At 69.7% G+C, this 22411-nt stretch carries 20 protein-coding genes; 14 read left to right on the top strand and 6 right to left on the bottom strand.

The genetic code is table 11. From position 1 onward, the window contains the following. Positions 1 to 81 precede the first annotated feature (81 nt). Entirely contained in the window at positions 82 to 900 is an 819-nt protein-coding gene (locus SANBI_RS10645) for a hypothetical protein (protein WP_319154855.1), read from the bottom strand. 134 nt (positions 901 to 1034) lie between these two features. Between SANBI_RS10645 and SANBI_RS10640 the strand changes: the two genes are divergently transcribed. From SANBI_RS10640 to SANBI_RS10585, 12 genes are all read left to right on the top strand, one after another. Beyond that, positions 1035 to 1853, top strand: a complete 819-nt coding sequence (locus SANBI_RS10640) for an ABC transporter ATP-binding protein (protein WP_319154853.1) — start codon at positions 1035 to 1037, stop codon at positions 1851 to 1853. Between the two features lie 109 nt (positions 1854 to 1962). Beyond that, the gene (locus SANBI_RS10635) at positions 1963 to 2427 is read left to right on the top strand and encodes an NfeD family protein (RefSeq protein ID WP_056133755.1); all 465 of its coding nucleotides are present in this window, start codon (positions 1963 to 1965) and stop codon (positions 2425 to 2427) included. 78 nt (positions 2428 to 2505) lie between these two features. Next, positions 2506 to 3780 (top strand): SPFH domain-containing protein, encoded by a 1275-nt coding sequence (locus tag SANBI_RS10630; RefSeq protein ID WP_056133752.1) that lies wholly within the window; start codon positions 2506 to 2508, stop codon positions 3778 to 3780. 203 nt (positions 3781 to 3983) lie between these two features. Next, positions 3984 to 5717: an ABC transporter ATP-binding protein gene (locus tag SANBI_RS10625; protein WP_319154847.1), complete on the top strand. Its 1734-nt coding sequence runs from the start codon at positions 3984 to 3986 to the stop codon at positions 5715 to 5717. Further along, positions 5714 to 7729, top strand: coding sequence for an ABC transporter ATP-binding protein (locus SANBI_RS10620; RefSeq protein ID WP_408669700.1), 2016 nt, complete (start codon positions 5714 to 5716; stop codon positions 7727 to 7729). The genes SANBI_RS10625 and SANBI_RS10620 overlap by 4 nt, the downstream gene beginning before the upstream one ends. A gap of 30 nt (positions 7730 to 7759) precedes the next feature. Then, positions 7760 to 8575 carry a TrmH family RNA methyltransferase gene (locus tag SANBI_RS10615; RefSeq protein ID WP_319154845.1) on the top strand — a complete coding sequence of 272 codons (816 nt, stop codon included), beginning with the start codon at positions 7760 to 7762 and terminating at the stop codon, positions 8573 to 8575. 56 nt (positions 8576 to 8631) lie between these two features. Next, positions 8632 to 9141 (top strand): hypothetical protein, encoded by a 510-nt coding sequence (locus tag SANBI_RS10610; protein ID WP_319154843.1) that lies wholly within the window; start codon positions 8632 to 8634, stop codon positions 9139 to 9141. Between the two features lie 48 nt (positions 9142 to 9189). Then, positions 9190 to 10473, top strand: a complete 1284-nt coding sequence (locus SANBI_RS10605) for a sensor histidine kinase (RefSeq protein WP_319154841.1) — start codon at positions 9190 to 9192, stop codon at positions 10471 to 10473. Next, positions 10470 to 11138: a response regulator transcription factor gene (locus SANBI_RS10600; protein WP_319154839.1), complete on the top strand. Its 669-nt coding sequence runs from the start codon at positions 10470 to 10472 to the stop codon at positions 11136 to 11138. The genes SANBI_RS10605 and SANBI_RS10600 overlap by 4 nt, the downstream gene beginning before the upstream one ends. 126 nt (positions 11139 to 11264) lie before the next feature. Next, positions 11265 to 12089 carry an ABC transporter ATP-binding protein gene (locus SANBI_RS10595; RefSeq protein WP_319154837.1) on the top strand — a complete coding sequence of 275 codons (825 nt, stop codon included), beginning with the start codon at positions 11265 to 11267 and terminating at the stop codon, positions 12087 to 12089. A 5-nt stretch (positions 12090 to 12094) separates the two neighbouring features. Continuing rightward, on the top strand, positions 12095 to 14011 hold the full coding sequence (locus tag SANBI_RS10590) for an ABC transporter permease (protein WP_319161256.1): 1917 nt from the start codon (positions 12095 to 12097) through the stop codon (positions 14009 to 14011). 92 nt (positions 14012 to 14103) lie between these two features. Continuing rightward, positions 14104 to 14712 carry a hypothetical protein gene (locus SANBI_RS10585; RefSeq protein ID WP_319154834.1) on the top strand — a complete coding sequence of 203 codons (609 nt, stop codon included), beginning with the start codon at positions 14104 to 14106 and terminating at the stop codon, positions 14710 to 14712. A gap of 100 nt (positions 14713 to 14812) precedes the next feature. Here SANBI_RS10585 and SANBI_RS10580 read toward each other — a convergent pair whose 3' ends face one another. From SANBI_RS10580 to SANBI_RS10560, 5 genes are all read right to left on the bottom strand, one after another. Next, positions 14813 to 16495 (bottom strand): pectate lyase, encoded by a 1683-nt coding sequence (locus SANBI_RS10580; protein WP_319154832.1) that lies wholly within the window; start codon positions 16493 to 16495, stop codon positions 14813 to 14815. A gap of 10 nt (positions 16496 to 16505) precedes the next feature. Continuing rightward, positions 16506 to 17351: a 5-dehydro-4-deoxy-D-glucuronate isomerase gene (gene kduI, locus SANBI_RS10575; RefSeq protein WP_319154830.1), complete on the bottom strand. Its 846-nt coding sequence runs from the start codon at positions 17349 to 17351 to the stop codon at positions 16506 to 16508. Between the two features lie 102 nt (positions 17352 to 17453). Continuing rightward, complete coding sequence (kduD, locus tag SANBI_RS10570) at positions 17454 to 18218, bottom strand: 2-dehydro-3-deoxy-D-gluconate 5-dehydrogenase KduD (RefSeq protein WP_319154827.1); 765 nt, start codon at positions 18216 to 18218, stop codon at positions 17454 to 17456. A gap of 124 nt (positions 18219 to 18342) precedes the next feature. After that, complete coding sequence (locus SANBI_RS10565) at positions 18343 to 19698, bottom strand: MFS transporter (protein ID WP_319154825.1); 1356 nt, start codon at positions 19696 to 19698, stop codon at positions 18343 to 18345. A 42-nt stretch (positions 19699 to 19740) separates the two neighbouring features. Next, positions 19741 to 20535, bottom strand: coding sequence for a 2-keto-4-pentenoate hydratase (locus SANBI_RS10560; protein ID WP_319154823.1), 795 nt, complete (start codon positions 20533 to 20535; stop codon positions 19741 to 19743). A gap of 255 nt (positions 20536 to 20790) precedes the next feature. Here SANBI_RS10560 and SANBI_RS10555 point away from each other — a divergent pair, with 255 nt between their 5' ends. Together SANBI_RS10555 and SANBI_RS10550 are read left to right on the top strand one after the other, a co-directional pair. Further along, the gene (locus SANBI_RS10555) at positions 20791 to 21867 is read left to right on the top strand and encodes a LacI family DNA-binding transcriptional regulator (protein WP_319154820.1); all 1077 of its coding nucleotides are present in this window, start codon (positions 20791 to 20793) and stop codon (positions 21865 to 21867) included. Further along, positions 21864 to 22385, top strand: a complete 522-nt coding sequence (locus SANBI_RS10550) for a hypothetical protein (RefSeq protein ID WP_056133716.1) — start codon at positions 21864 to 21866, stop codon at positions 22383 to 22385. Before SANBI_RS10555 ends, SANBI_RS10550 begins: the two co-directional genes overlap by 4 nt. Positions 22386 to 22411: the final 26 nt, after the last annotated feature.

The raw sequence follows: 22411 nt of genomic DNA, 5'->3' as shown, positions 1-22411 counted from the left end.
GAGCAGGATCAGTCGTCGGCGGGGACGTGGAGCGTCGCCGCCGACATGGCGCGGCGGGCGGCGCGGTAGGTCAGAGCAGGATCAGTCGTCGGCGGGGACGTGGAGCGTCGCCGCCGACATGGCGCGGCGGGCGGCGCGGTCGACCTCGCGCAGGGCTGTCGACCGCTGGTCGGCCTGCCACAGGTTGACGGCTCCGCCGTCGTCCATGGTCGCGAGGTCGACGATGGCCCGCAGCCGGGCCGCCGACTGGAACACCTCGGCGCGGCGCGCGTCGACCCCGCGCGGCAGGACCGACCTCAGGTCGACGGGCTCACGCAGCGACGCGATGATCCCGGCAGCGTCTTCGCGCCACCTCGACACGTCGAGCTCCATGAGTGCCTCGGTCGCCTCCCGCAGGCCCAGGCGGAGCTGGCGCTGTGCGTCGTCGAGCGTCCCCACGGCGCCGACGGTCCGCAGCTCCCAGGGGTCGACCCGCACCCCGTGCCACGTCACGAGGTGACCGGGCTCGAGGTCAGACCCGAACCTCTCGACCTCGGGGGCGAAGGCCCAGTGCTCGAGGACCTCGGGGGCGTCCGGCCCCGCAGGCACGAGCGGCGCAGGTGGCGCATCAGCCACGACGGTCACCAGGACGCACTCCTCGGCGTCGACGGCCCGCGCGCTCACCGGGGCGGGTACGCCCATCGCGTCGCCGGGCCCGGGGAAGACGGCAGCGACCGAGCGCACCCGACCGGCCCACGCCGAGAACAGGCTGCCCACGGTCGGGGTGTCGAGGCCCGGCGGCACGTCGCCGGCGAGCTGGTGCGGCTCGTCGTCGTCGACGACGGTGCGGGCCGCCGCGGCAGCCTCCTCGGTCGACGAGACGGCCCACAGCCACAGGGCGAGCGAAGCGGATCGGGGCACGATCGCCCCCGGGTCTGGACGCGCCGACGAGCGCGGAGAGAGCGAAGTCACGACGACCAAACTACGCCGCTCACGGCCAGACGTGGCGTGCCACGGTCGGCGACCGTCACCGGATGCGGATAGGGTCGGTGACCATGACCTGGGTGCTTGACCTCGAGAACGTCTCTGTCCGCCGCGGTGAGAAGAACATCCTCGACGACGTGTCGTGGCAGATCGCCGAAGGCGAACGGTGGGTGATCCTCGGCCGCAACGGAGCCGGGAAGACGACCCTCCTGCAGATCGCCTCCGCGCGCATGCACCCGACGAAGGGTGTCGCCAAGATCCTCGACACCCAGCTCGGCAAGGTCGACGTCTTCGAGCTCCGCCCGCGTATCGGCCTGGCCAGCGCAGCGCTCGCCGACCGCATCCCCGCCTCCGAGACCGTCTCCGACGTCGTCCTCACCGCCGCCTACGCCGTGACCGGCCGCTGGCGCGAGTCCTACGAAGACCTCGACGTGGCGCGGGCGGGCGACCTGCTCGCCGTGTTCGGCGTCGACCACCTCGCCGACCGCCGCTTCGGCACGCTGAGCGAGGGCGAGCGCAAGCGTGTCCAGATCGCCCGCGCGCTCATGACCGACCCCGAGCTGCTGCTCCTCGACGAGCCGGCCGCCGGACTCGACCTCGGTGGCCGCGAAGAGCTGGTCGGAGCGCTGTCGGAGCTCGCCGCGTACCCGCAGTCACCCGTCCTCGTGCTTGTGACGCACCACGTCGAAGAGATCCCGCCGGGCTTCACCCACGTCATGCTCATGCGTGACGGCGGCGTGCACATCGCCGGGCCGATCGAGGAGGTCCTCACCGACGAGCACCTGAGCGAGGCCTTCGGTCTGCCGCTCGAGGTGACGCGCTCGGGTGACCGTTGGGCCGCCCGTGCAGCCCAGGTCGAGGCCGTGCGCACCGGGGGCCACGCCGACTGAGCAGGGGACTTCTCCCCGCTGCGAGGCCGACCCAGCACATGCCAGACCGCCCCGGATAGGGTAAAGTTTAGGCAAAGCCGGGTTTGGCTTTCTCAGAGCGGAGGCACCCATGGACTGGTACTGGTGGATCGGAGCAGCGCTGCTCCTCGTGGTCGTCGAGATGGTCTCTCTCGATCTCGTGCTCATCATGTTCGCCGGGGGTGCGATCGCCGCCGGGATCGCCAGCGCCCTCGGCCTCGGCCTGGTCGGCCAGATCGTCGTCTTCGGCGTCGTGTCGACCCTGCTGCTCCTCGCCCTGCGGCCGTGGCTGCTCAAGTACCTGCGGCAGCGCACACCCCTCGTCGAGACAGGCGTCGCGGCGCTCGCAGGCCGGACGGGGACCGTCGTCTCTGAGGTCAGCGACGAGTCTGGCCGCATCAAGCTCCTCGGCGAGGTGTGGACCGCCCGGTCTCTCGGTGACGTCACCTTCCCTGTCGGCGCGGACGTCCGCGTCGTGAAGATCGACGGGGCGACGGCGGTCGTCGACGCCGTCGAGGCCCCCTACAGCTCACCCGGCGCGCCGCCAGTCCTCTGAGGTCTGGGCCCAGAGCCCAGCACCTTCGACGGCAGCGCCTCATCGACCGACCACCCACCGCACCCCGAGAGGACCCTCATGAACGATGGCAACAGCGGCCAGGTCATCGGCCTGGTCATCGCAGCGCTCATCGCGCTGTTCTTCATCATCGCCCTGGCGCGTGCCGTCCGGGTCGTCCCGCAGACCGCCTCGCTCATCGTCGAGCGGCTCGGTCGCTACTCCCGCACGATGGACGCCGGTCTGCACTTCCTCATCCCCTTCGTCGACAGGGTCCGCGCCGGCGTCGACCTGCGCGAGCAGGTCGTGTCCTTCCCGCCGCAGCCGGTGATCACCTCGGACAACCTCGTGGTGAGCATCGACACCGTCCTGTACTTCCAGGTGACCGACCCCAAGTCGGCCGTTTACGAGATCGCCAACTACATCACCGCGATCGAGCAGCTCACCGTCACGACGCTGCGTAACGTCATCGGGTCCATGGACCTCGAGCAGACCCTCACCAGCCGCGACCAGATCAACGGTCAGCTGCGTGGCGTGCTCGACGAGGCCACCGGGCGCTGGGGGATCCGCGTCAACCGTGTCGAGCTCAAGTCGATCGACCCGCCGCAGTCCATCCAGGGCTCGATGGAGCAGCAGATGCGCGCCGAGCGTGACCGTCGTGCCGCGATCCTCACGGCCGAGGGCTTCAAGCAGTCGCAGATCCTCACGGCCGAGGGTGAGAAGCAGGCCGCGATCCTGCGCGCCGAGGGTGGCGCCCAGGCGGCGATCCTCACGGCCGAGGGTGAAGCACGAGCCATCCTCCAGGTCTTCGACGCCATCCACGAAGGTGACGCGTCACCGGAGCTGCTGGCCTACCAGTACCTGCAGATGCTCCCGCAGATCGCCAACGGCACCTCGTCGAAGATGTGGATCGTCCCGACAGAGTTCACGGCAGCTCTCGGCTCGATCAGCAAGGGCTTCGGCGGCGACGGCGGGGACTCCGGCAACGGAGGCGGTCGGGGTGGGGACGACGGCGACAGCCCGCGTCCCCGTCGCGACAGGACCGCCAGCCCTCTGCAGTCTGCTCTCGAAGACCCGACCCAGGCCCTCGCGGAGGCTCGCCGCCTCGCCGAGGCCGCGACGGCCGACGCGACGAGCGCCGGCACGCACTCGGGTGCCCCGACGGACCCGTCGCGGACCGCCGGCCAGCAGCCTGCCGGGTCGCACGGCGCACCGCAGCAGGCACCCCGGACGCTCGGGACCGAGGGTGGGGGAGCGCGCTTCGCGCCGCCCGTCCCGGACTCGCTCGAGAAGCCGGCGACCCCGCCTGCTCCGCCGACACCTCCGACGGCGCCCGGACAGGCACCGCAGCAGTGACGCGTCCAGCCCGCGCGCACCTCAGGGACCGCGCGCGGGCAGCGCACGACGCCTCGCAGACTCCTCCGCCCTGAGCGGACCGGGACCTTCTGCGAGGCACACCGAGGGCCACGCACCGTAGGCTGACAGACGGTCAGCACACTGACCGTCTGTCAGTCCGGGGCGTGGCCCTCGGGCGTTCCGCGGGAAAGTCGAGGATGTCTGTGCTCCTCCAGCTGCTCAAGGCCCACCTGAGGCCCTACAGGTCTGCGCTCGTGCTCGTGATGGTGCTCCAGCTGGTGCAGACCATCGCCTCGCTCTACCTGCCGAGCCTCAACGCCGACATCATCGACAAGGGCGTGACGACCGGCGACACCAGCTACATCATCCGCATCGGCGCGCTGATGCTCGTGGTGAGCCTCGGGCAGATCGTCTGCGCGGTGACGGCCGTGTACTTCGGCGCCCGCGCGGCGATGGGCTTCGGGCGCGACGTGCGCGCCTCGCTCTTCTCCACGGTCCAGAGCTTCTCCGGGCAGGACGTCGGCCGCTTCGGGGCGCCGTCGCTCATCACCCGGACCACCAACGACGTCCAGCAGGTCCAGATGGTCGTCATGCTCGGCCTGACCATCATGGTCATGGCACCGATCATGCTCGTCGGCGGCATCATCATGGCGCTGCGCGAAGACGTCGGGCTGTCGGCCCTGCTTGTGGTGATCGTCCCGGTGCTCGGCGTGACCGTGGGCATCATCATCTCGCGGATGGTCCCGTACTTCCGGCAGATGCAGAAGCGCATCGACCGGATCAACTCGGTCCTGCGCGAGCAGATCACCGGCATCCGGGTGATCCGCGCCTTCGTGCGCGAGCGTCACGAGGAGGAGCGCTTCGAGGTCGCCAACACCGAGCTCTACGACACGTCGCTGCGCGTCGGAAAGCTCATGGCGCTGATGTTCCCCGTCGTCATGCTCGTGATGAACCTGTCGAGCGTCTCGGTCATGTGGTTCGGCGCGCAGCGCATCGACTCCGGAGAGATGCAGATCGGCGCCCTGACGGCGTACCTCAGCTACATCATGTACATCCTCATGGCCGTGATGATGTCGACGATGATCTTCATGATGGTCCCGCGTGCCGCGGTCTCGGCCGAGCGCATCAAGGAGGTGCTCGACACCGACTCGAGCGTCGTCGAGCCGGCCCACCCGGTCGCGATCGGCCAGGTGTCCGGGCGCGTCGAGCTCGATCACGTCGAGTTCCGCTACCCGGGCGCGCAGGACCCTGTGCTGAGCGACATCACCTTCACCGCCGAGCCTGGGCAGACCACGGCCATCATCGGCTCGACGGGCTCGGGCAAGACGACGTTGATCAACCTCGTGCCGAGGCTCTTCGACGCCACGGGCGGCACCGTCAGGATCGACGGCGTCGACGTCCGCGAGGCCGCCGGGCAGGACGTCTGGGCGCACATCGGCATGGTGCCGCAGAAGCCGTACCTGTTCTCGGGGACCATCGCCTCGAACCTCGCCTACGGCCTGCCCGGCGCAAGCGAGGAGCAGATGTGGGACGCCCTCGAGGTCGCCCAGGCGGCGACCTTCGTCCGTGACCTCGCGCAGGGCCTCGAGACGCCCGTCGCCCAGGGCGGCACGAACTTCTCGGGAGGTCAGCGGCAGCGCCTCGCGATCGCCCGGGCCGTGATCCGCGACCCGAAGATCTACCTCTTCGACGACTCCTTCTCGGCCCTCGACTACGCGACCGACGCCGCCCTGAGACGGGCGCTGGTCCCACGGACACGAGGGGCGACGACCTTGCTCGTCGCCCAGCGAGTCGCGACCATCCGCACCGCCGAGAAGATCATCGTGCTCGACAACGGGCGCATCGTCGGCCAGGGCACCCACGACGAGCTCCTCGAGAGCTGCCAGACCTACCAGGAGATCGTCTTCTCCCAGCTCTCCGCGGAGGAAGCAGCATGAGCGCGAACACCGAGGGGACCCCGGCCCGCAAGAGCATGGAAGAGCCCGTGGCCGACGCCGCCGCGACGGCGCCCAAGACCCCCCGTGCAGGTCGTGGCCGTCCCGGTGGTCCGATGGGCGGTATGGGGATGCCGACCGAGAAGGCTATGAACTTCACGGGGTCGCTCAAGCGCTTCGCTGGGTACCTGCGCGTCGAGCGCCTGCGCGTCGTCGTGGTGACGGTCCTCGCCGTCGTCTCCGTGACGCTGTCGGTGCTCGGGCCCAAGCTGCTCGGCAACGCGACCAACCTCATCTTCGAAGGGGTCATCGGGCGTCAGCTGCCTGCGGGTGCCACCCAGGCCGAGGTCGTGGCCGGGCTGCGCGCGGAGGGGAACGACACCTTCGCCGACCTCGTCTCGGGCATGACCGTGACCCCCGGGCAGGGGCTCGACACCACGGCGCTGCGCAACGTGCTGATCGGTGTGATCGCCGTGTATGTCGGGGCGTTCCTCTTCGGGTGGCTGCAGGGCCGGACCACCGCTGTCGTCGTGCAGAACACCGTGCTGCGCCTGCGCGCCGAGGTCGAGGCTAAGATCAACCGGCTGCCGCTCGGGTACTTCGACAAGCAGCAGCGCGGCGAGGTGCTCTCCCGCGTCACCAACGACATCGACAACGTCGCCCAGACGCTCCAGCAGACGCTGTCCCAGCTCGTCACGTCGGTGCTGACCATCATCGGTGTGCTCGCCATGATGTTCTGGATCTCGCCGCTGCTGGCTGTCGTCGCGCTCGTCACCGTTCCGCTGTCGGTGCTGGTGACCGCGATGATCGCGAAGCGCTCGCAGCCGCAGTTCATCAAGCAGTGGGCCGCGACAGGCACGATCAACGCGCACATCGAGGAGATGTACTCCGGGCACGCGCTCGTCAAGGTCTTCGGCCACCAGCAGGCGGCGATCGAGACCTTCGAGGAGGAGAACGCGGGCCTCTACGAGTCGAGCTTCAAGGCGCAGTTCATCTCCGGGATCATCCAGCCCGCGATGGGGTTCATCGCCAACCTCAACTACGTGATCGTCGCCGTGGTCGGCGGGCTCAGGGTCGCCTCGGGGACCATGACCCTCGGTGATGTGCAGGCCTTCATCCAGTACTCGCGCCAGTTCACGCAGCCCATCACGCAGGTCGCGTCGATGATGAACCTGCTGCAGTCGGGTGTCGCGTCGGTCGAGCGGGTCTTCGACCTGCTGGATGCCGAGGAGCAGACGCCTGACCCTGCCGAGCCCGCACGGCTCGATCACGTCGAGGGGCGTGTCGCCTTCGAGCACGTGAAGTTCAGCTATTCGCCCGACGTGCCGCTCATCACCGACCTGTCGATCGTCGCCGAGCCCGGCCAGACTGTCGCGATCGTCGGCCCTACAGGTGCTGGCAAGACGACCCTGGTCAACCTCATCATGCGGTTCTACGAGGTCGACGGCGGGCGGATCACCCTCGACGGCGTCGACACCTCGACGATGACCCGCGACGAGCTGCGGTCCAGCATCGGCATGGTGCTCCAGGACACCTGGCTGTTCAAGGGCACCATCGCCGACAACATCCGCTACGGCGCGACAGGCGAGGTCTCCCAGGAGCGTCTGCTCGAGGCGTCGGTGGCCACGCACGTCGACTCCTTCGTCAGGTCGTTGCCCGACGGGTACGAGACCGTGCTCGACGACGAGGGCGGCAGCGTCAGCGCCGGCGAGAAGCAGCTGCTGACCATCGCACGGGCGTTCCTGGCCGACCCGCCGATCCTCATCCTCGACGAGGCCACCAGCTCGGTCGACACCCGCACCGAGGTGCTCGTGCAGAAGGCCATGAACGCCCTGCGCCAGGGCCGGACCAGCTTTGTCATCGCGCACAGGCTGTCGACCATCCGCGATGCCGACGTGATCCTCGTGATGGAAGACGGGGACATCGTCGAGCAGGGGACGCACGACGGGCTGCTCGAGGCTGGTGGGGCGTACGCGCGGCTGTACCAGAGCCAGTTCGCTGTGGCGGAGGACTGAGGGCGGGCGGTGGTCGGGGAGAATGGTCTCGTGCCTCTCATCCCGATCACCGACTCGACCGACCCGCGCCTCGACGACTACACGAACCTCACGGATATCGTGCTGCGCTCCAAGCACGAGCCTGAGAAGGGGCTCTTCATCGCGGAGAGCTCCAACGTCATCCGCCGGGCGCTGGCTGCCGGGCTGCGACCGCGGTCCTTCTTCATGGCGGAGAAGTGGGTCGAGTCGATGGCCGACGTCGTCGCGGAGTGGCCTGAGGTTCCGGTGTTCGTCGGGGAGCCGAAGCTGCTGGAGGACATCACCGGGTTCCACCTGCACCGCGGGGCGCTCGCGGCGATGCACAGGCCTGTTGAGCCGACTGTGGCCGAGCTGCTGGCTGGTGCGCGGGGCGGTGCTGTGGCCCGGCGTGTGGCGATCTTCGAGGACGTCGTCGACCACACGAACCTCGGTGCTGCGTTCCGAAGTGCTGCTGCGCTCGGCGTCGACGCCGTGCTGGTGACCCCGCGCTGCTCTGATCCGCTGTACCGCCGAAGCGTGCGGGTGAGCATGGGGACGGTGTTCCAGGTGCCGTGGACGCGGATCCCGTGGCCCTCGGGGATCGGTGAGCTGCAGGCTGCTGGGTTCAGGGTCGCGGCGTTGGCACTGTCGGACGACTCGATCACCCTCGACGAGTTCGTCGAGCAGAAGAACGAGAAGACGGCGTTCATCTTCGGGACCGAGGGCCACGGTCTGGCGCAGGAGACGTTGGAGGCTGTGGACTCGGTAGTGAAGATCCCGATGGCCGGGGGAGTGGACTCACTCAACGTGGCGGCGAGTGCGGCTGTGGTGTTCTACGCGACGCGGTAGCGTGACGGGACGCCTCGTTCCTCGTCGTCCCACCATCTCCAGAGAGTGAGCCCTCAGTGAAGCGCCAGACCGCCGCAGCATCCCTGCTCGCCCTCGTCCTCACCGTCTCGGGCTGTTCCTCCTCGGAGCCCAAGGACGCGGCCCCTGTCGCCATGACCACCTCGACACCGACGGCCACAGCAACCCCCTCAGCCACACCTGAGCCCACCCCGGCAGAGACGTCGAGCGAGCCGACCGCTGTCCCTGACGTCGTGGAGCCGCCCGCCTCCGACACCCCCGACGACAGCGCCTCGGACGTCCCGGACGACCTCGAAGACATGCTCGTCCCCGACGACCTCAAGGACGTCACGGCTGATGACATGTACGGCAGCGGCATCGACGACCTCATGGCGGCCTTCGACGCTGGGGACAAGAACCGGAAGGTCGGCGTCTGCCGGACCGGGGCGGTCATCGTTTCCGAGCTGACCCGCACGGAGATCGACGAACGCCGGGCGTCGATGACCCCAGACCAGGTCGAGACCTTGGAAGACTTCATCGAGCAGTGCGGGCGTGTCCTCGCCAGCTAGCGCCCCACCATCCCCGGCGGACAGCGTGACCGGCCTAGACTCCGTCGTGTGACCGACCGACCTCGTAGCCCGCGCACCGTCGACGCGTGGGTCGCGGGCTGTGGCTGGCTCTTCGCAGCCCTCGCCCTCGTGGCCCTCCCGCTGCTCGACACCGGCGACGACGGGGTGGTCCTCGTGCTGCCGGGCAGCATCGGGTGGTGGCTCGTCCTCGTCACAGTCACCGCCCAAGCACTCGTGCTCTCCCGAGCCCGGTCGGCGCCCCGCACTGCGCTCCTCACCGTGGCGGCGATCCCGGTGCTGCTCGCCGTCGCCGGGCCCGGGGCGGTCTACGGCCTCACCGGGATCGCGACCATCCTCGCGGTCTTCCTCGTGACCCTCACCCTCCCGCTGCCCGACCTGCGCACGCTCCTCCCGGTCGTCGCGGGCTCCGTGGTGCTGGGGGAGATGATCAACGCCGTCCGCAGCACCTCGACCGAGATCCCTGCGGCGCTCGGCGCGGCGGTCCTGCAGGCTGTCGGTGTCGTCGGACTGCCCTTCGTCATCGCCCTGGCCGTCGCGGCCCGGCGCGAGGCTCGCACGGCGCACCGCGGGGAGGAGCAGGCCCTCGTGCGTGAGCGCGACGCCCTCGTCCAGGCTGCGGTCGCCGACGAACGCACCGCGATGGCGCGCGAGCTGCACGACATCGCTGCGCACCACATGTCCGGCATCGCGATCATGTCGGTGGCCATCGCGCGGCAGATCGACACCGACCCCGAGGCTGCGAAGCGCTCGGTGCAGCAGGTGCGCGAGCAGAGCACCGCGGTGCTTGACGACCTGCGACGGCTCGTCGGGCTGCTACGGTCCGACGACGGGGAGGCCACGCGCTCGGTCGAGACGCTCTCCGCGCTCCGCGAGCTCGTCGCGAGCCGCCGCGAGGCGGGCCTGACGGTTGAGCTGCGCCTGCCCGTGGAGTCAGGACCCCACGGGCGACGGCTGACCGACGACGTCGGACCGCTCGCCCAGCTCGTGGCGTACCGCATGGTCCAAGAAGCCCTCGCGAACGCCGTGATGCACGCTCCCGGCGCCACCTGCCTCGTCGAGATCGCCGGCTCAGGCGACCGCGCGATCCTGGTCCGTGTCGTCAACGGTCCGCCCCAGCAACCTGTCGACCGCGAACGCTCGACCTCAGGTTTCGGCCTCCTCGGCATGCGTGAGCGCGCTGCCCTCGTCGGCGCCGACCTCGCCTACGGCAGCACCGTCGACGGCGGCTGGGAGGTGCGGCTGACCCTGCCCACCGAGACGGGCCGCCCGTCACGCACGACGACCGATCACCACCCTGGAGACCTTGCATGATCCGCGTCCTCGTCGCCGACGACCAGCCCCTCGTCCGCGCCGGCCTCTCCGCGCTCCTGTCGGCCGAGCCCGACATCGACCTCGTCGGGGTGGCCTCCGACGGCGTCGAGGCCCTCGAGATGGCGCTCGCGCTGCGCCCGGACGTCGCCTGCCTGGACATCCGCATGCCCGGCCTCGACGGCATCGAGGTGACCCGCCGCCTCAACGGCCCCGACTCCGACACCCCGGTCCCGGTGCTCGTGCTCACCACCTTCGACATCGACGACTACGTCTTCGGCGCCCTCGAGGCCGGGGCCTCAGGGTTCCTCCTCAAGGACGCCGACCCCGACGTGATCATCCACGCCGTCCGCCAGGTCGCAGCCGGTCACGGGACCATCGACCAGACGCTCACCCGGCGGATCCTGCGCGAGTTCGTCGACAGGCGCAGCCTGCGGCCCGTCTCCGTGGACCGCGCAGACGGTGTGCTCACCGACCGCGAGCGGGAGATCCTGCTGCTGCTCGCCCAGGGCATGTCCAACGAGGAGATCGCCCGGGAGCTTGTCGTCGAGGTGTCGACGGTCAAGTCTCACCTCGCGCGCATGCTGCCCAAGCTGGGTGTGCGGTCCAGGCTGCAGGCCGTCGTGTGGGCGTACCAGAACAGGGTCGTGGCGCTGCCCGACGTCTGAGGCCGGCCGGGCCTGCATCGAAAGTTGCAAGCCTCCAGGTCCCGCCGGAAGCATCTAGGTCCGCCACCACCCGCTCCGTAGCGTCGAGAGCATCACCTCAGAGCCCTCGACACCAGGAGCATCGTCATGCCACTCCGCCCTCAGAATGCGCGTCCTCAGGATGCGCGCCCTCAGACCTCCCACCCGCACACCGCCCACCCGCAGGCGTCGCTGCCGACCCTCTCGACCGACACGGCCGTCCGCCTCGTCCAGGTCACCAAGACCTACCCCGACGGCCCAGACGTCGTGACCGCGCTGCGGTCTGTCTCCCTCGCCATCCCGCGCGGGTCCTTCACAGCGATCATGGGTCCTTCCGGCTCAGGTAAGTCGACCTTCCTCAGCTGTGCGGCCGGGCTGGACTCGCCGACCAGCGGTCAGGTGATCGTCGGTGACGTGGACATCACCGCGCTCTCGCCCGACGCCGTCACCAGGTTCCGCCGTGACCACATCGGCTTCGTCTTCCAGGCCTACAACCTCGTCGGTCACCTGACGGTCGCCGAGAACATCCAGCTGCCGATGCTCCTGGGCGGCACCCGGCCCGACCCGGGGTGGCAGGCCTCGCTCGTCGACGCCGTCGGGCTCACCGGGATGGAAGACCACCTGCCCGGCGAGCTCTCCGGTGGCCAGGCGCAGCGCGTCGCGATCGCCCGCGCCCTCGTGACCCGTCCTGCCGTGGTCTTCGCCGACGAACCCACGGGTGCCCTCGACACCCGCACCGGTCAGCAGGTCCTCGGGCTCCTGCGGCGGATGTCCGACGAGCTCGACCAGACCCTCGTGGTCGTCACCCACGACCCCGGCGTCGCCGCCACAGCCGACCAGGTGCTGTTCCTCGCCGACGGCAGCGTCGTCGGCGACCTCGTCTCGCCGACGGCCGCAGACGTCTCCGCCCGCCTCGCAGAGCTGGGGCGGTGAGCCGGATGTGGTCCTTCGCCCGCTCAGCACTGCGTGCCCACGCCTCGAGCGTCGCCGGCAGCTTTGTCATGGTCGCCCTCGCCTCAGCCCTCCTCACAGCGACAGGCGCCTGGATGGAGGCCGGGATCCGCGGCACGTCCTCGGGGGAGGACCTGTCGATGCTCTCCGCCGCGACAGGCTCCTTCGCCGGGACCACGATCCTCGTGGTCGTGCTCGTCGTCGCCTCCGCCTACGCCGCTGCCCTGCGCGAGCGGCGCTCGCAGTTCGCGCTGCTGCGCGCGGTCGGTGCGACACCGACCCAGGTGCGCAGGATGGTCGCGACCGAGGTTGCGATCGTCTTCGCTGCCGCGACGCTCGTCGGCGCTGTCCCCGGTCTGCTGCTCGCCCGCTCGGCGACGTCCGTGCTCGTGTCGGGGGAGATCGTCCCCGACGGCTTCGTCCTCCAGCTCTCGCCCTGGCCGGTCCTCGCGACAGCCGTGCTACTCGGCGGGACCGGCGCGCTGACCGCCCGCCTCGCGGCACGGGAGACGGCGCGGCTCAGCCCCACGGCGGCCGTCAGACTCAGCGCGACCGAGCCGTCGACGCTCTCACCCGTGCGGCGCGCGGCCGCCTGGTGCTGCGCCGTGCTGGGGCTCGGGGTCGCGGTGGTCCCCTTCGTCGTCCCCGGTCTCATCGGGAGCGCGTCGGGTGCGTCGTCGGCCTTCCTGCTCATCACGTCGGCGGCGCTGGCTGGCCCGGCGATCGTCGCGGCACTGGCTCGCCGTGGTCTTGCGGCCGCGCAGCGCACGGGCAGCGCGAGCCTCACGCTCGCCCTGACCAACGCCCGCGGCTTCTCTCGCCGGCTCACCGCGGCGATCGTGCCGCTCGCCCTGCTCCTGTCCCTCGGTACGGTCCAGCTCGGCGTCAACCGGGCGGTCTCGACAGCAGCCGGTGTCCAGCTGGGCGACGGCATCACGGCTGACCTCGTGGTCCAGAAGACCGGGGGACTGGATGCGACCGACCTCGAGGCCGTCCGCTCGACGCCGGGTGTCGAGGCCCTCACGACCCTCAGGTCGCAGGAGGCGCAGGTGCGCACCGACGACGAGATGGACGACGTGGCCTTCCTCTCAGGCCTCGCCTGGGAGCCGACCGCCCTCCAGGTCCTGTCCGGCGAGGACATGCTCGTCGACCCCGACGTGAGGTCTGGGACGCTCGACGACCTCGCAGACCCCGGCACCGTGGCGGTCGGCCGGGACTCGCTGCTCGGCACGGGCACGGGGCTCGGCGAGACCCTCACCGTCCGGCTCGACGACCAGGAGCGAGAGCTGACCATCGTCGCGGTCTACGACAGGACGCTCGGCTTTGGCGACTACCTCGTCGGCGAGGCGACGCTCGCCTCGGACGACACGCAGACGGGCGCCGGGCCCGCTGCCGACGCGGTCTTGCTCCGCACCGCACCTGGGCAGGCCGACGCTGTGGAGACCGCGATCGTCGCAGCAGGGCTCGACGTGCTGACGCCCGCCGAGTACGCCGACGCTGCGACCGACGCCGCCGCAGGCCAGCAACAGCTCTCCGCCATCCTGGTGCTCGCGCTCCTGGTCTTCGTCGCCGCCGCAGCCGCCAACACGCTCGCGATGCTCGCCTCATCCCGCCTCCCCGAGCACGCCCTCCTGCGCCGGACCGGCGCGACCCGTCGCCAGCTCGTGACGACAGCAGCCGTCGAGGCTGGGGTCGTGGCACTGGCAGCGCTGGTCATCGGGACAGCCTCGGTGCTGCCCGCGCTGATCGGTGTCGGCTACGGGCTCGTCGGGTCGGTCTTTGCCGGGATCGACGTCATGGCCTTCGGGGTGCTCGCGCTCGCGGTCGTGCTGGTCGCCGGTGCCACGACGGTGATCGGTGCCGTCAGGGCGACCGCGGTGCGACGGGTCGTCCAGGTGGGGTGATGTGCGGTCGTGGTCCTCAGATGAGAGGGTCGATGGTTCGACACGAGGTCATGGCACCGTGCGGTGGCCGTCGACGCAGGGGGAGATCATCGATGACACCATCGAGCACGACGACCGTCCGGGGCCTGGTGGCTGGAGCGCTCGCCATGGCCGTGCTGGCAGGGTGCAGCAGCCCAGACCAGGAGTCTGCTCCGCAGGAGGTCGCGGACATGATCCCGATCCTCGGGGCAGAGCCGCAGCCGCGCGACACCTTGCCTGAGAGCATGGTCACGAACCTCGTCGAGTCTGACGACCTCGTTCAGAGTTCGGCGCGGCTCCTGCGGGAGAGTGACATCGACCGTCAGTGGGTGGCGCTCGACTCAGCAGGCAACGTCTGCCTCATGAACGAGTACGCCGCCGAGGGTGACCTGACGGCCGGGCAGAACGCTGTGGGGTCGTCGTGCGTCGCGCCGGCGGTCTTCCAGCGGCAGGGTGCGTGGATGGCGAGCAGTGGGCTCGACTACCCGACGAAGGTCGTCTATCTCGTGCCCGCCGACGTCGACGCGGCTGCTGTCACCGACGCCGGTGTGCAGCAGGTCGAGGGTGGGACGAGCTTCGTCCCCGAGCTCTTCGTGGTGAACCCCGGCGATGCCGACGAGGCCGAGGGTGTGGCCGTCGAGCGCGAGTCGGGTGGGAAGTTCTTCATCGCGCGGATGCGCTGATCCAGACCCCGACCCAGACCCAGGTGCAGGCGTGGTCCGGACCTGACCGGACCACGCCTGCTCGAGGCGACGAGGCTGCGCTGTCCCGATCGCCTCGGTCTCACCCCTCGGCGACGTACCGCACGAGGGCGCTCATGTTCTCGATGTACCGGCCTGTCGAGATGCCGACGACGGGGTCGTCGGTCGTGAACGGCGACGTGTCGGTCGAGTCGCCCACCTCGGTCTGGGAGTAGTCGCCCTCGGCGGGTGTCGGCGAGCCATCTCCTGCATAGGGGTTGCTCGTCGAGACGAGCTCCGTCGGCCAGTAGCCCTCGTCGTCGAGCCCGGCGACGAGCTCGCCGACCTCCGTGTCGCTCGGACGCTCGTCGGCCGGGCTCAGCGTGCCGACGTTGAGGTCCGACACGGAGATCTCGCCGGTCGTGAAGTACTCCGGGATGGTCGCGCCCTGGTGGAGCAACGGCGACCCGGCTGTGACCTCGTCGACAGGTGCGGCCCGCAGCTCCTCGTACCGCGCACGCAGCCCGAGGACGTCGATCTTCCGGAACGAGCTGTAGTGCACGATCGTGCCGGCAGGGTCCTTGTCGACCACGTACTCACCGTTGACGACGTTCGACCCCGTGCGGTGCACGTACAGCGGGTCGTTCGTCCCGAGCTCGACGAAGGTCGGGTACTGCCGACCGTCGTCGGTCCACAGGTCCTCGGGCAGCCGGACCGAGTCCAGCCAGTCGAGCGCTGCGGGAACACCGTCGAGGTAGGACGTGTCACCGGTCAGCTCGTAGAAGCCCAGCAGCTTCTCGACGTTGCTCGCCGTCGTGTGGGTCGCAAGGGACACCGGCTCGTAGCTCCGCGCACCAGCAGGCGCGAGGTCGTCGACGGTGTGCTGGAGCGACCAGCCCGCCTGCGGTGCCGGCTGCTGGGTCACGGTGAAGGCATCCATCGCCGCCCGCACGGCAGGCAGGACCGAATCGTCGCCCAGGGCCTGGTAGGCCATGAGCAAGATCTCGATGTTCTCCGCCGCGACGTCGTCGTTGAAGGTGACGTGCCCTGTGTAGTCGGGCGCCCCGTCCTTCTCGAAGCCCTCGGCAGGTGCTGGGTAGCGCTGCGGCCAGCCGCCCATCGGGTACTGGCTCTCGAGCACGAAGGCGACGGCCTGGTCGAGCGCAGGTTTGAAGGTCTCGTCGTCCTTCTCGGTGTAGAGCCGCAGCAGCAGCTGTGTGCTCTCCGCGGTGCCGGCGTCGTCGAAGGTCGCGTTGCCGTAGTAGTGCTGGAACTCTTCGAGACGCCACCCGTTCGCACCGATCGTGTCGTACCACTCCTGCGTCGACTCTTCCCCGGCGAAGTCGTACATGTAGTTCCAGCCGCCCGTCGGCAGCTGAGCCTCGGCGAGTGCCTGACCGACCTTCGTCGCGGCCTCGTAGTAGATCTCGTCGCCTGTCGCGTGGTACGCGTCCAGGTACAGGTGGCCCATGGTCGCCGTGCCGGGCGGCTGGATCCAGATCTGCGTCGGGTACGCCTCCATCTCGCCGAACTGGCGGGACCTGTCCGGCAGGTACGACCACACGTAGCCGCCCTCGTAGGCGAGGTCCTCGGTCATGAACTGGGTGGCGCGCCGCATGGTGTCGAGGGCGGCCTCACGTGTCGCGGCCCCCGTCCCGCCATCCGGGCCGGAGGGCTGTGCGCCCTCCGGCCCGCACGCGACGACGCCCAGTGCCAGAGCCACGACGATCGGACCCGCGAACCTGTGGTGCCCAGCCCTGCGCCAGGGCGTCATCGCGTTCTTCACGGCGGCCCGATCAGCGGATCTGCTCGACGGGGACGGCGTCCATGTCGTCGAAGGCCTGGTTCTCACCGGCCATCGCCCACACGAAGGAGTACGCCGCGGTGCCGACCCCCGAGTGCAAGGACCAGGACGGCGAGATGACCGCCTGACGGTCCGCGACCACGAGGTGCCGCGTCTGCGTCGGCTGCCCGCAGAGATGGATCACCCGGGCGTCCTCGGGCAGGTCGAAGTACAGGTAGCACTCGGTCCGGCGCTCGTGGGTGTGCGCCGGCATGGTGTTCCACATCGAGCCCGGGTGCAGCGACGTCACTCCCATGACCACCTGGCAGGACTGGATGCCACCAGGGTGGATGAGCTGCTCGAGAGAGCGACGGTTGCTCGTGAGCTGGTCACCGAGCTCCCGTGTGGTCCCCTCGCCCGGCAGCACGAGCTGGGTCGGGTAGGTGGTGTGCGCGGGGGCGGAGAACAGGTAGAGCTGGGCGCCGCCTGCCGGGTGCTCTGCCGCGCCAGGACCGTCGGCGAGGACGACGTCCCGCACCCCGCGCCCGAGGTAGAGGCAGGCTCCCGTCGGCAGCGTGAAGGTCTCCCCGTCGGCGGTCACCGTGCCGGTCCCGCCGACGTTGACGATCCCGATCTCACGGTTCTCGAGGAAGTACTCGGCGCGGATCTCGTCCGAGGGCAGCAGCGCGAGCTCCTGACCGGCAGGCTGCGCGCCGCCGACGACCACCCTGTCGTGGTGGGTGTAGACGAGCGTGATCTCGCCCGGGACGAACACGGCCTCGACGAGGAAATGCTCGCGCAGCTCGTCGGTCCCCATGGCGGGGATGTGGTCGGGGTTCGTGGCGTATCGCTGTTCCATGAAGTTCTCCTTGTGGTGCGGTCAGTCAGAGGGGGAGCGCTGATCGGCACGGATCGGTGCCGATCAGCGCTTGTCGCGTCGGTCAGGGCCGGTGAGAGCGGCTCAGCGCACGAGCCAGCCGCCGTCGACAGGGATGATCGCCCCGTTGAGGTAGTCCGAGGCTGACGAGGCGAGGAACACGAAGGGTCCTGCAAGGTCGTCGGGGGTGCCCCACCGCCCTGCGGGGATGCGGTCCAGGATGCTGCGCTCGCGGGCCGCGTCGGCGCGGATGGGTGCGGTGTTCTCCGTCGCCATGTAGCCCGGCGCGATGGCGTTCACGCAGACGCCGTGGACGGCGAGCTCGTTGGCGAAGGACTTGGTGATCCCCGCGACGGCGTGCTTGGACGCCGCGTACCCGGGCACGAAGACGCCGCCCTGGAACGAGAGCATCGACGCGATGTTGACGATCTTGCCCGAGCCCTGCGCGACGAACCTGTGGCCGACCCGCTGCGAGAGGTGGAAGACGGCGTCGAGGTTGATCGCCAGGACGTCGTCCCAGTCTTTCGCGGAGTGCTCGAGCACGGGTGCGCGCCGGATGATCCCGGCGTTGTTGACGAGGACGTCGATCCGTCCGAGCGTCATGACCACCTCGGACACTGCAGCCTCGAGGTCGTCTGCAGTGGCCTGGACGAGGTCGAGCCGGATGCTGTGCGCGCGGCGGCCCAGCGCCTCGACCTGGGTGACGGTGTCGGTCGCCTCGGCGTAGTCGATCACGGCGATGTCTGCGCCGGCCTCGGCGAGGGCGAGCGCAGCGCTCTGCCCGAGCCCTTGGCTGGCGCCGGTGACGAGGGCGACGCGTCCGTCGAGCCTGAAGGATGGGAGTGTCATGGGTGTCCTTGTGTGTCGTGGTGCCGGGTCCGGCACTCGGGTGAGTCGGGTGAGCCGGTGGCCCCGGCAGCGGTCGTGCAGTCGTGGGGTGGTCGTCGTCGCAGCCCTGCGGCGCAGCCCGGGGTCACACCGTGGTGGTCGAGGGCTCGATGATGACCCTGTCCATGCGGGGCATGAGGAGATGGATGACCGTGAGCGCGATGAGGTAGGCGAAGGCGCACACCATGAAGATCGGGGTGTAGTTGCCGACCCTGTCGAGGATGTAGCCGGCGTACTGGGCCATGAACATGCCGCCGATGCCGCCGAGCATCCCGCCGAGCCCGACGACCGTGCCCACGGCGCCGCGTGGGAACACGTCGCTGGGGAGCGTGTAGAGGTTGGCGGAGAAGCCCTGGTGCGCGGCTGTCGCGATGCCGATGATCGCCACGGCGACCCACAGGTTGCTCAGCTGCCCGGCGAAGACCATCGGGAGGGCGAGGAGCCCGCAGAGGAACATGGTCGTCTTGCGGGAGCGGTTGATGCTCCAGCCACGGTTCATGAACTTGCCCGAGAGCCAGCCGCCGGAGACGCTGCCGACGTCGGAGATGAGGTAGATCGCGATGAGCGGGGGACCGAAGGACTTGAGGTCGAGCCCGTGCTGCTTGCCGAGGAAGTCGGGGAGCCAGAAGAGGAACATCCACCAGATCGGGTCGGTGAGGAACTTGCCGATCGCGAAGGCCCAGGTCTCGCGACGGCGCAGGATGAGCCTCCAGTCGACCTTCTCCTCGGGCTCCTCAGGGTCCTGGGTGATGTGCGCCAGCTCGGCCTCGGAGACGTGCTTGTTCTCCTGCGGACGTCGGTAGAGCAGGAACCAGACCGGGAGCCAGATGAGACCGCCGAGACCCGTCACGATGAACGCGGCCTGCCACCCCCAGGCGAGGACGATCGCGGGGACGACCAGGGGTGTGACGATCGCGCCGATGTTGGTCCCGGCGTTGAACAGACCTGTCGCGAAGGCGCGCTCCTTCTTCGGGAACCACTCGGCGACTGCCTTGATGCTCCCGGGGAACCCGCCTCCCTCACCGACGCCGAGTGCTGCGCGGGCGATGATGAAGCCCGTCAGGCTGCGCATCCCCGCGTGGGCGATGTGCGCGATCTGCCAGATGGCGAAGGCCATGCCCAGGCCCCACCGGACGCCGATCCGGTCCATGACGCGACCCCACACGAGGTAGGACGCGGCGTAGGCCGCCTGGAACCAGAAGATCGCGTTGGCGTAGTCCTGCTCGGACCAGCTGAACTCCTCGGAGAGGTCTGCCTTCATCAGCCCGAGCGTCTGCCGGTCGATGTAGTTGATGACCATCGCGGTGAACAGCAGGGCGACGATCACCCACCGGTACTTCGTGATCCGATCCGTGGCCGAGGCCACGTACCTCTTCTTATCTGCGCTGCTGAGCTCGGGGAACAGCTCCTTGCCGTCCCCGCTCGTCTTCTGCTCGCTCATGTGTCTCCAACTCACGTCTTCGGGATGGACTTGCGACTGGTGTCAGGCCTCGACGACATCGAGGTCGACCTGGAAGATCTCTCCGAACCTGATCCGGGCGTGCTGCCCGGGGACCACGTCGTGGATCCCTGTGACCGCACCTGTGGCGATGTGGGTGCCTGCGGGGATGTCGCGACCGCGGCCGCTGACCGTGGCCAGCGCGAACCTGAAGGCCTCGAGGGCGCCTCCGGCGATCGAGGTCGCGTCGGCCCTGCCCACGAGCCGGCCGGCGATCCAGGTGCTGGCCTCGAGCTGCTCCCACGCGCCCGAGCGCCACTCCGGGACCTGTGGGCCGAGCACGAGCCCGGCGTTGTTGCCGAGGTCTGAGGCGACGGCCATGGGACCGAGGCCGTTGATCTCCGGGACCGGGCTGCCGGCGAGCTCGACGGCGACGTGGACGCTGCCGAGGAGCTGTCGCGCGTCGTCGAGGGTCTGGACGGCTGTGCCGGCTGGTACGTCGACGCCGACGGTCATGACGATCTCGGCCTCGACGCACGAGGTCCCGCCGACGATCGCGGGGAGCGGCATGACGACGCCTGGCTGAGCAGGCCACAGGTTCGTGGCGAAGACCGGCCCGACGAGGCGCTCAGCACCCGCCCGCTCTCGCAGTGCGGGAGCGATGAGCCCGACCTTCCATCCCACGACGGTGTCGTCGGTGAGGGCGATCACCTCGTCCTGGATCGTGTAGGCCTCGTCGACGGTCGGAGGGATCTTGCCGGGAAACCCCGTGAGGGCCCTCCTGCTGGCTCGGGCTCGTACGAGGAGCTCGGCCGTCCTGGTGGTGTCGTGCTGGGTCACGGTCTTCTCCATCTCCTTAGTAAGCGGTTACGCTAGACCCGGAGTAACCGCTTACGCAAGGCTCGATGGGAGGGCAGGAGGGAGGCAGGCGGCCTGACGACGCGAGGGGAGGAACGCCGCGAGAGGTCGCGAACCTCGCCGGTTCCTCCGGCCCTCCGGCGTGCCCTCAGGGCCTGGGTGGACACTCCGGTCGCGTACTGTGGTCGCGTACTTCTGCGCGCTCTGGACGCGTCGTCTCGAGGAGGGCAGCACCCCATGGCACACGACCGTGAGGCACCGGCGTCGGTCGACCGACGCCAGGGGAGCCTGACCATGCGGGACATCGCCAGGCTCGCGAACGTCTCGAGCAAGTCGGTCTCGCTGGTCGTCAACGGGCTGCCCGGTGTCGGCGACGAGACACGTGCCAGGATCGAGGCGCTGATCGCCGAGCACGGCTACGTCCCGCAGGCGCGTGCCCAGGGGCTCGCGACAGGTCGCGCCTTCCTGGTGGGGCACGTGTACAACAACCCCAACCCCGAGTACCTGATCACCATGCAGCAGGGGTTGCTCGACGGGCTCGAGGGCACGGGCTACGCCCTCGTCACCTTCCCGCTCGACCGCGCCCACCCGCAGTTCACCGAGCGTCTGCGGGAGTTCGTCAGCCGGCACCGCCTCGACGGCGTCGTCTTCTCGTCCTCGGTCGCCGAGGACGAACGGCTGGACCCCCTCCTGGCGGACCTGCGGGTCCCGTACGTCAGGGTGGCATCGACAGCCGTCGACGTCCCCGAGCGCAGCGTCGTGGGAGTCGACAGGGACGGGGCCGTCCTCGCGGGGGAGCACCTCGTCGAGCTCGGTCACGTGCGCATCGGGATGGTCTCCGGGCCGATGTCCTTCTTGTCGGCGAGAGAGCGCCGGAACGGGTTCGAGCAGGCTCTCACCGCCGCTGGCTCGCCGCTGGACGACACTCTGGTCGTCGAGGGTGACTACACCTTCGAGGCTGGTCTGCAGGCAGGTCAGGCGTTGCTCGACCTCGACGACCGTCCGACGGCTGTGTTCGCTGCGAACGACGAGATGGCAGCCGGTGTGCTCCAGGCGGCCCAGCGCGCAGGCCTCGAGGTGCCGCGCGAGCTGACTGTCGTGGGCTTCGACGACTTCAGCATCGCCAGCCACGTGCAGCCACGTCTGACGACGGTGCGGATACCGACCCGTGCCATGGGACACCTGGCGATCCTCACCCTCCTCGAGACGCAGACCGGCGCGACGGACCGCGGCCAGGCGCGGGACACCCCGAGCCCTGAGCTCGTGGTCCGTGAGACGTCAGCACCCGCCGTGAGCCCCGAGGGCCCGCGATGAGGGCCACGGGAGCACGCGCCGGCCTGGTCGCTCTCCTGATCGCGGCTGCAGCGACAGGGTGCTCGCCGACGGCGCCGAAGGACGCGTCTCCTGTGCTGACGGCACCGAGCCAGCCGAGCTCCTCTGCGCCGGCCGAGACCTCACCACCGGAGAGCAGTCCACCCGACGACCCCACGACCCCGGTCCCGTCCGAGGAGCCCACGTTCACCGAGCCCTCTGCCGAGCCCACGGTCACCGCTGACCCCGACGGGTCGACAGGGCAGGACGACTTCCTCATCCCTGACGAGGAGGTGCTCTTCACCGCGGACGAGCTGTACAGCAGCGAGGTGCAGACGCTGTACGCCGACGTCGAGGCTGCCGACAGGCCCAACCGGATCGGCATCTGCCGCTCGGCCGCGATCGTCGTCGGCAAGCTCACCTCCGCCGAGATCGAAGAGCGCCGCGAGGCGATGGCACCCGAGGACGTCGAGGTCCTCGAAGACTTCGTCTCCCTATGCCAGCGGGTCCTCGCGAGCTGAGCCACCTCTTGACCTGGGTCACCGCA

This window comes from Sanguibacter biliveldensis (assembly GCF_033798665.1).
GTDB classification, from domain to species: Bacteria; Actinomycetota; Actinomycetes; order Actinomycetales; family Cellulomonadaceae; genus Sanguibacter; species Sanguibacter inulinus.
The sequence above is the reverse complement of the archived record's forward strand: the minus strand, read 5'-3'. Positions and strand labels throughout refer to the sequence as shown.

Coding starts and splice junctions, on each gene's coding strand:
- SANBI_RS10640 (WP_319154853.1), top strand. CDS start 1,035: ATGACCTGGGTGCTTGACCTCGAGAACGTCTCTGTCCGCCGCGGTGAG.
- SANBI_RS10635 (WP_056133755.1), top strand. CDS start 1,963: ATGGACTGGTACTGGTGGATCGGAGCAGCGCTGCTCCTCGTGGTCGTC.
- SANBI_RS10630 (WP_056133752.1), top strand. CDS start 2,506: ATGAACGATGGCAACAGCGGCCAGGTCATCGGCCTGGTCATCGCAGCG.
- SANBI_RS10620 (WP_408669700.1), top strand. CDS start 5,714: ATGAGCGCGAACACCGAGGGGACCCCGGCCCGCAAGAGCATGGAAGAG.
- SANBI_RS10600 (WP_319154839.1), top strand. CDS start 10,470: ATGATCCGCGTCCTCGTCGCCGACGACCAGCCCCTCGTCCGCGCCGGC.
- SANBI_RS10595 (WP_319154837.1), top strand. CDS start 11,265: ATGCCACTCCGCCCTCAGAATGCGCGTCCTCAGGATGCGCGCCCTCAG.
- SANBI_RS10590 (WP_319161256.1), top strand. CDS start 12,095: ATGTGGTCCTTCGCCCGCTCAGCACTGCGTGCCCACGCCTCGAGCGTC.
- SANBI_RS10585 (WP_319154834.1), top strand. CDS start 14,104: ATGACACCATCGAGCACGACGACCGTCCGGGGCCTGGTGGCTGGAGCG.
- kduI (WP_319154830.1), bottom strand. CDS start 17,351: ATGGAACAGCGATACGCCACGAACCCCGACCACATCCCCGCCATGGGG.
- kduD (WP_319154827.1), bottom strand. CDS start 18,218: ATGACACTCCCATCCTTCAGGCTCGACGGACGCGTCGCCCTCGTCACC.
- SANBI_RS10565 (WP_319154825.1), bottom strand. CDS start 19,698: ATGAGCGAGCAGAAGACGAGCGGGGACGGCAAGGAGCTGTTCCCCGAG.
- SANBI_RS10555 (WP_319154820.1), top strand. CDS start 20,791: ATGGCACACGACCGTGAGGCACCGGCGTCGGTCGACCGACGCCAGGGG.
- SANBI_RS10550 (WP_056133716.1), top strand. CDS start 21,864: ATGAGGGCCACGGGAGCACGCGCCGGCCTGGTCGCTCTCCTGATCGCG.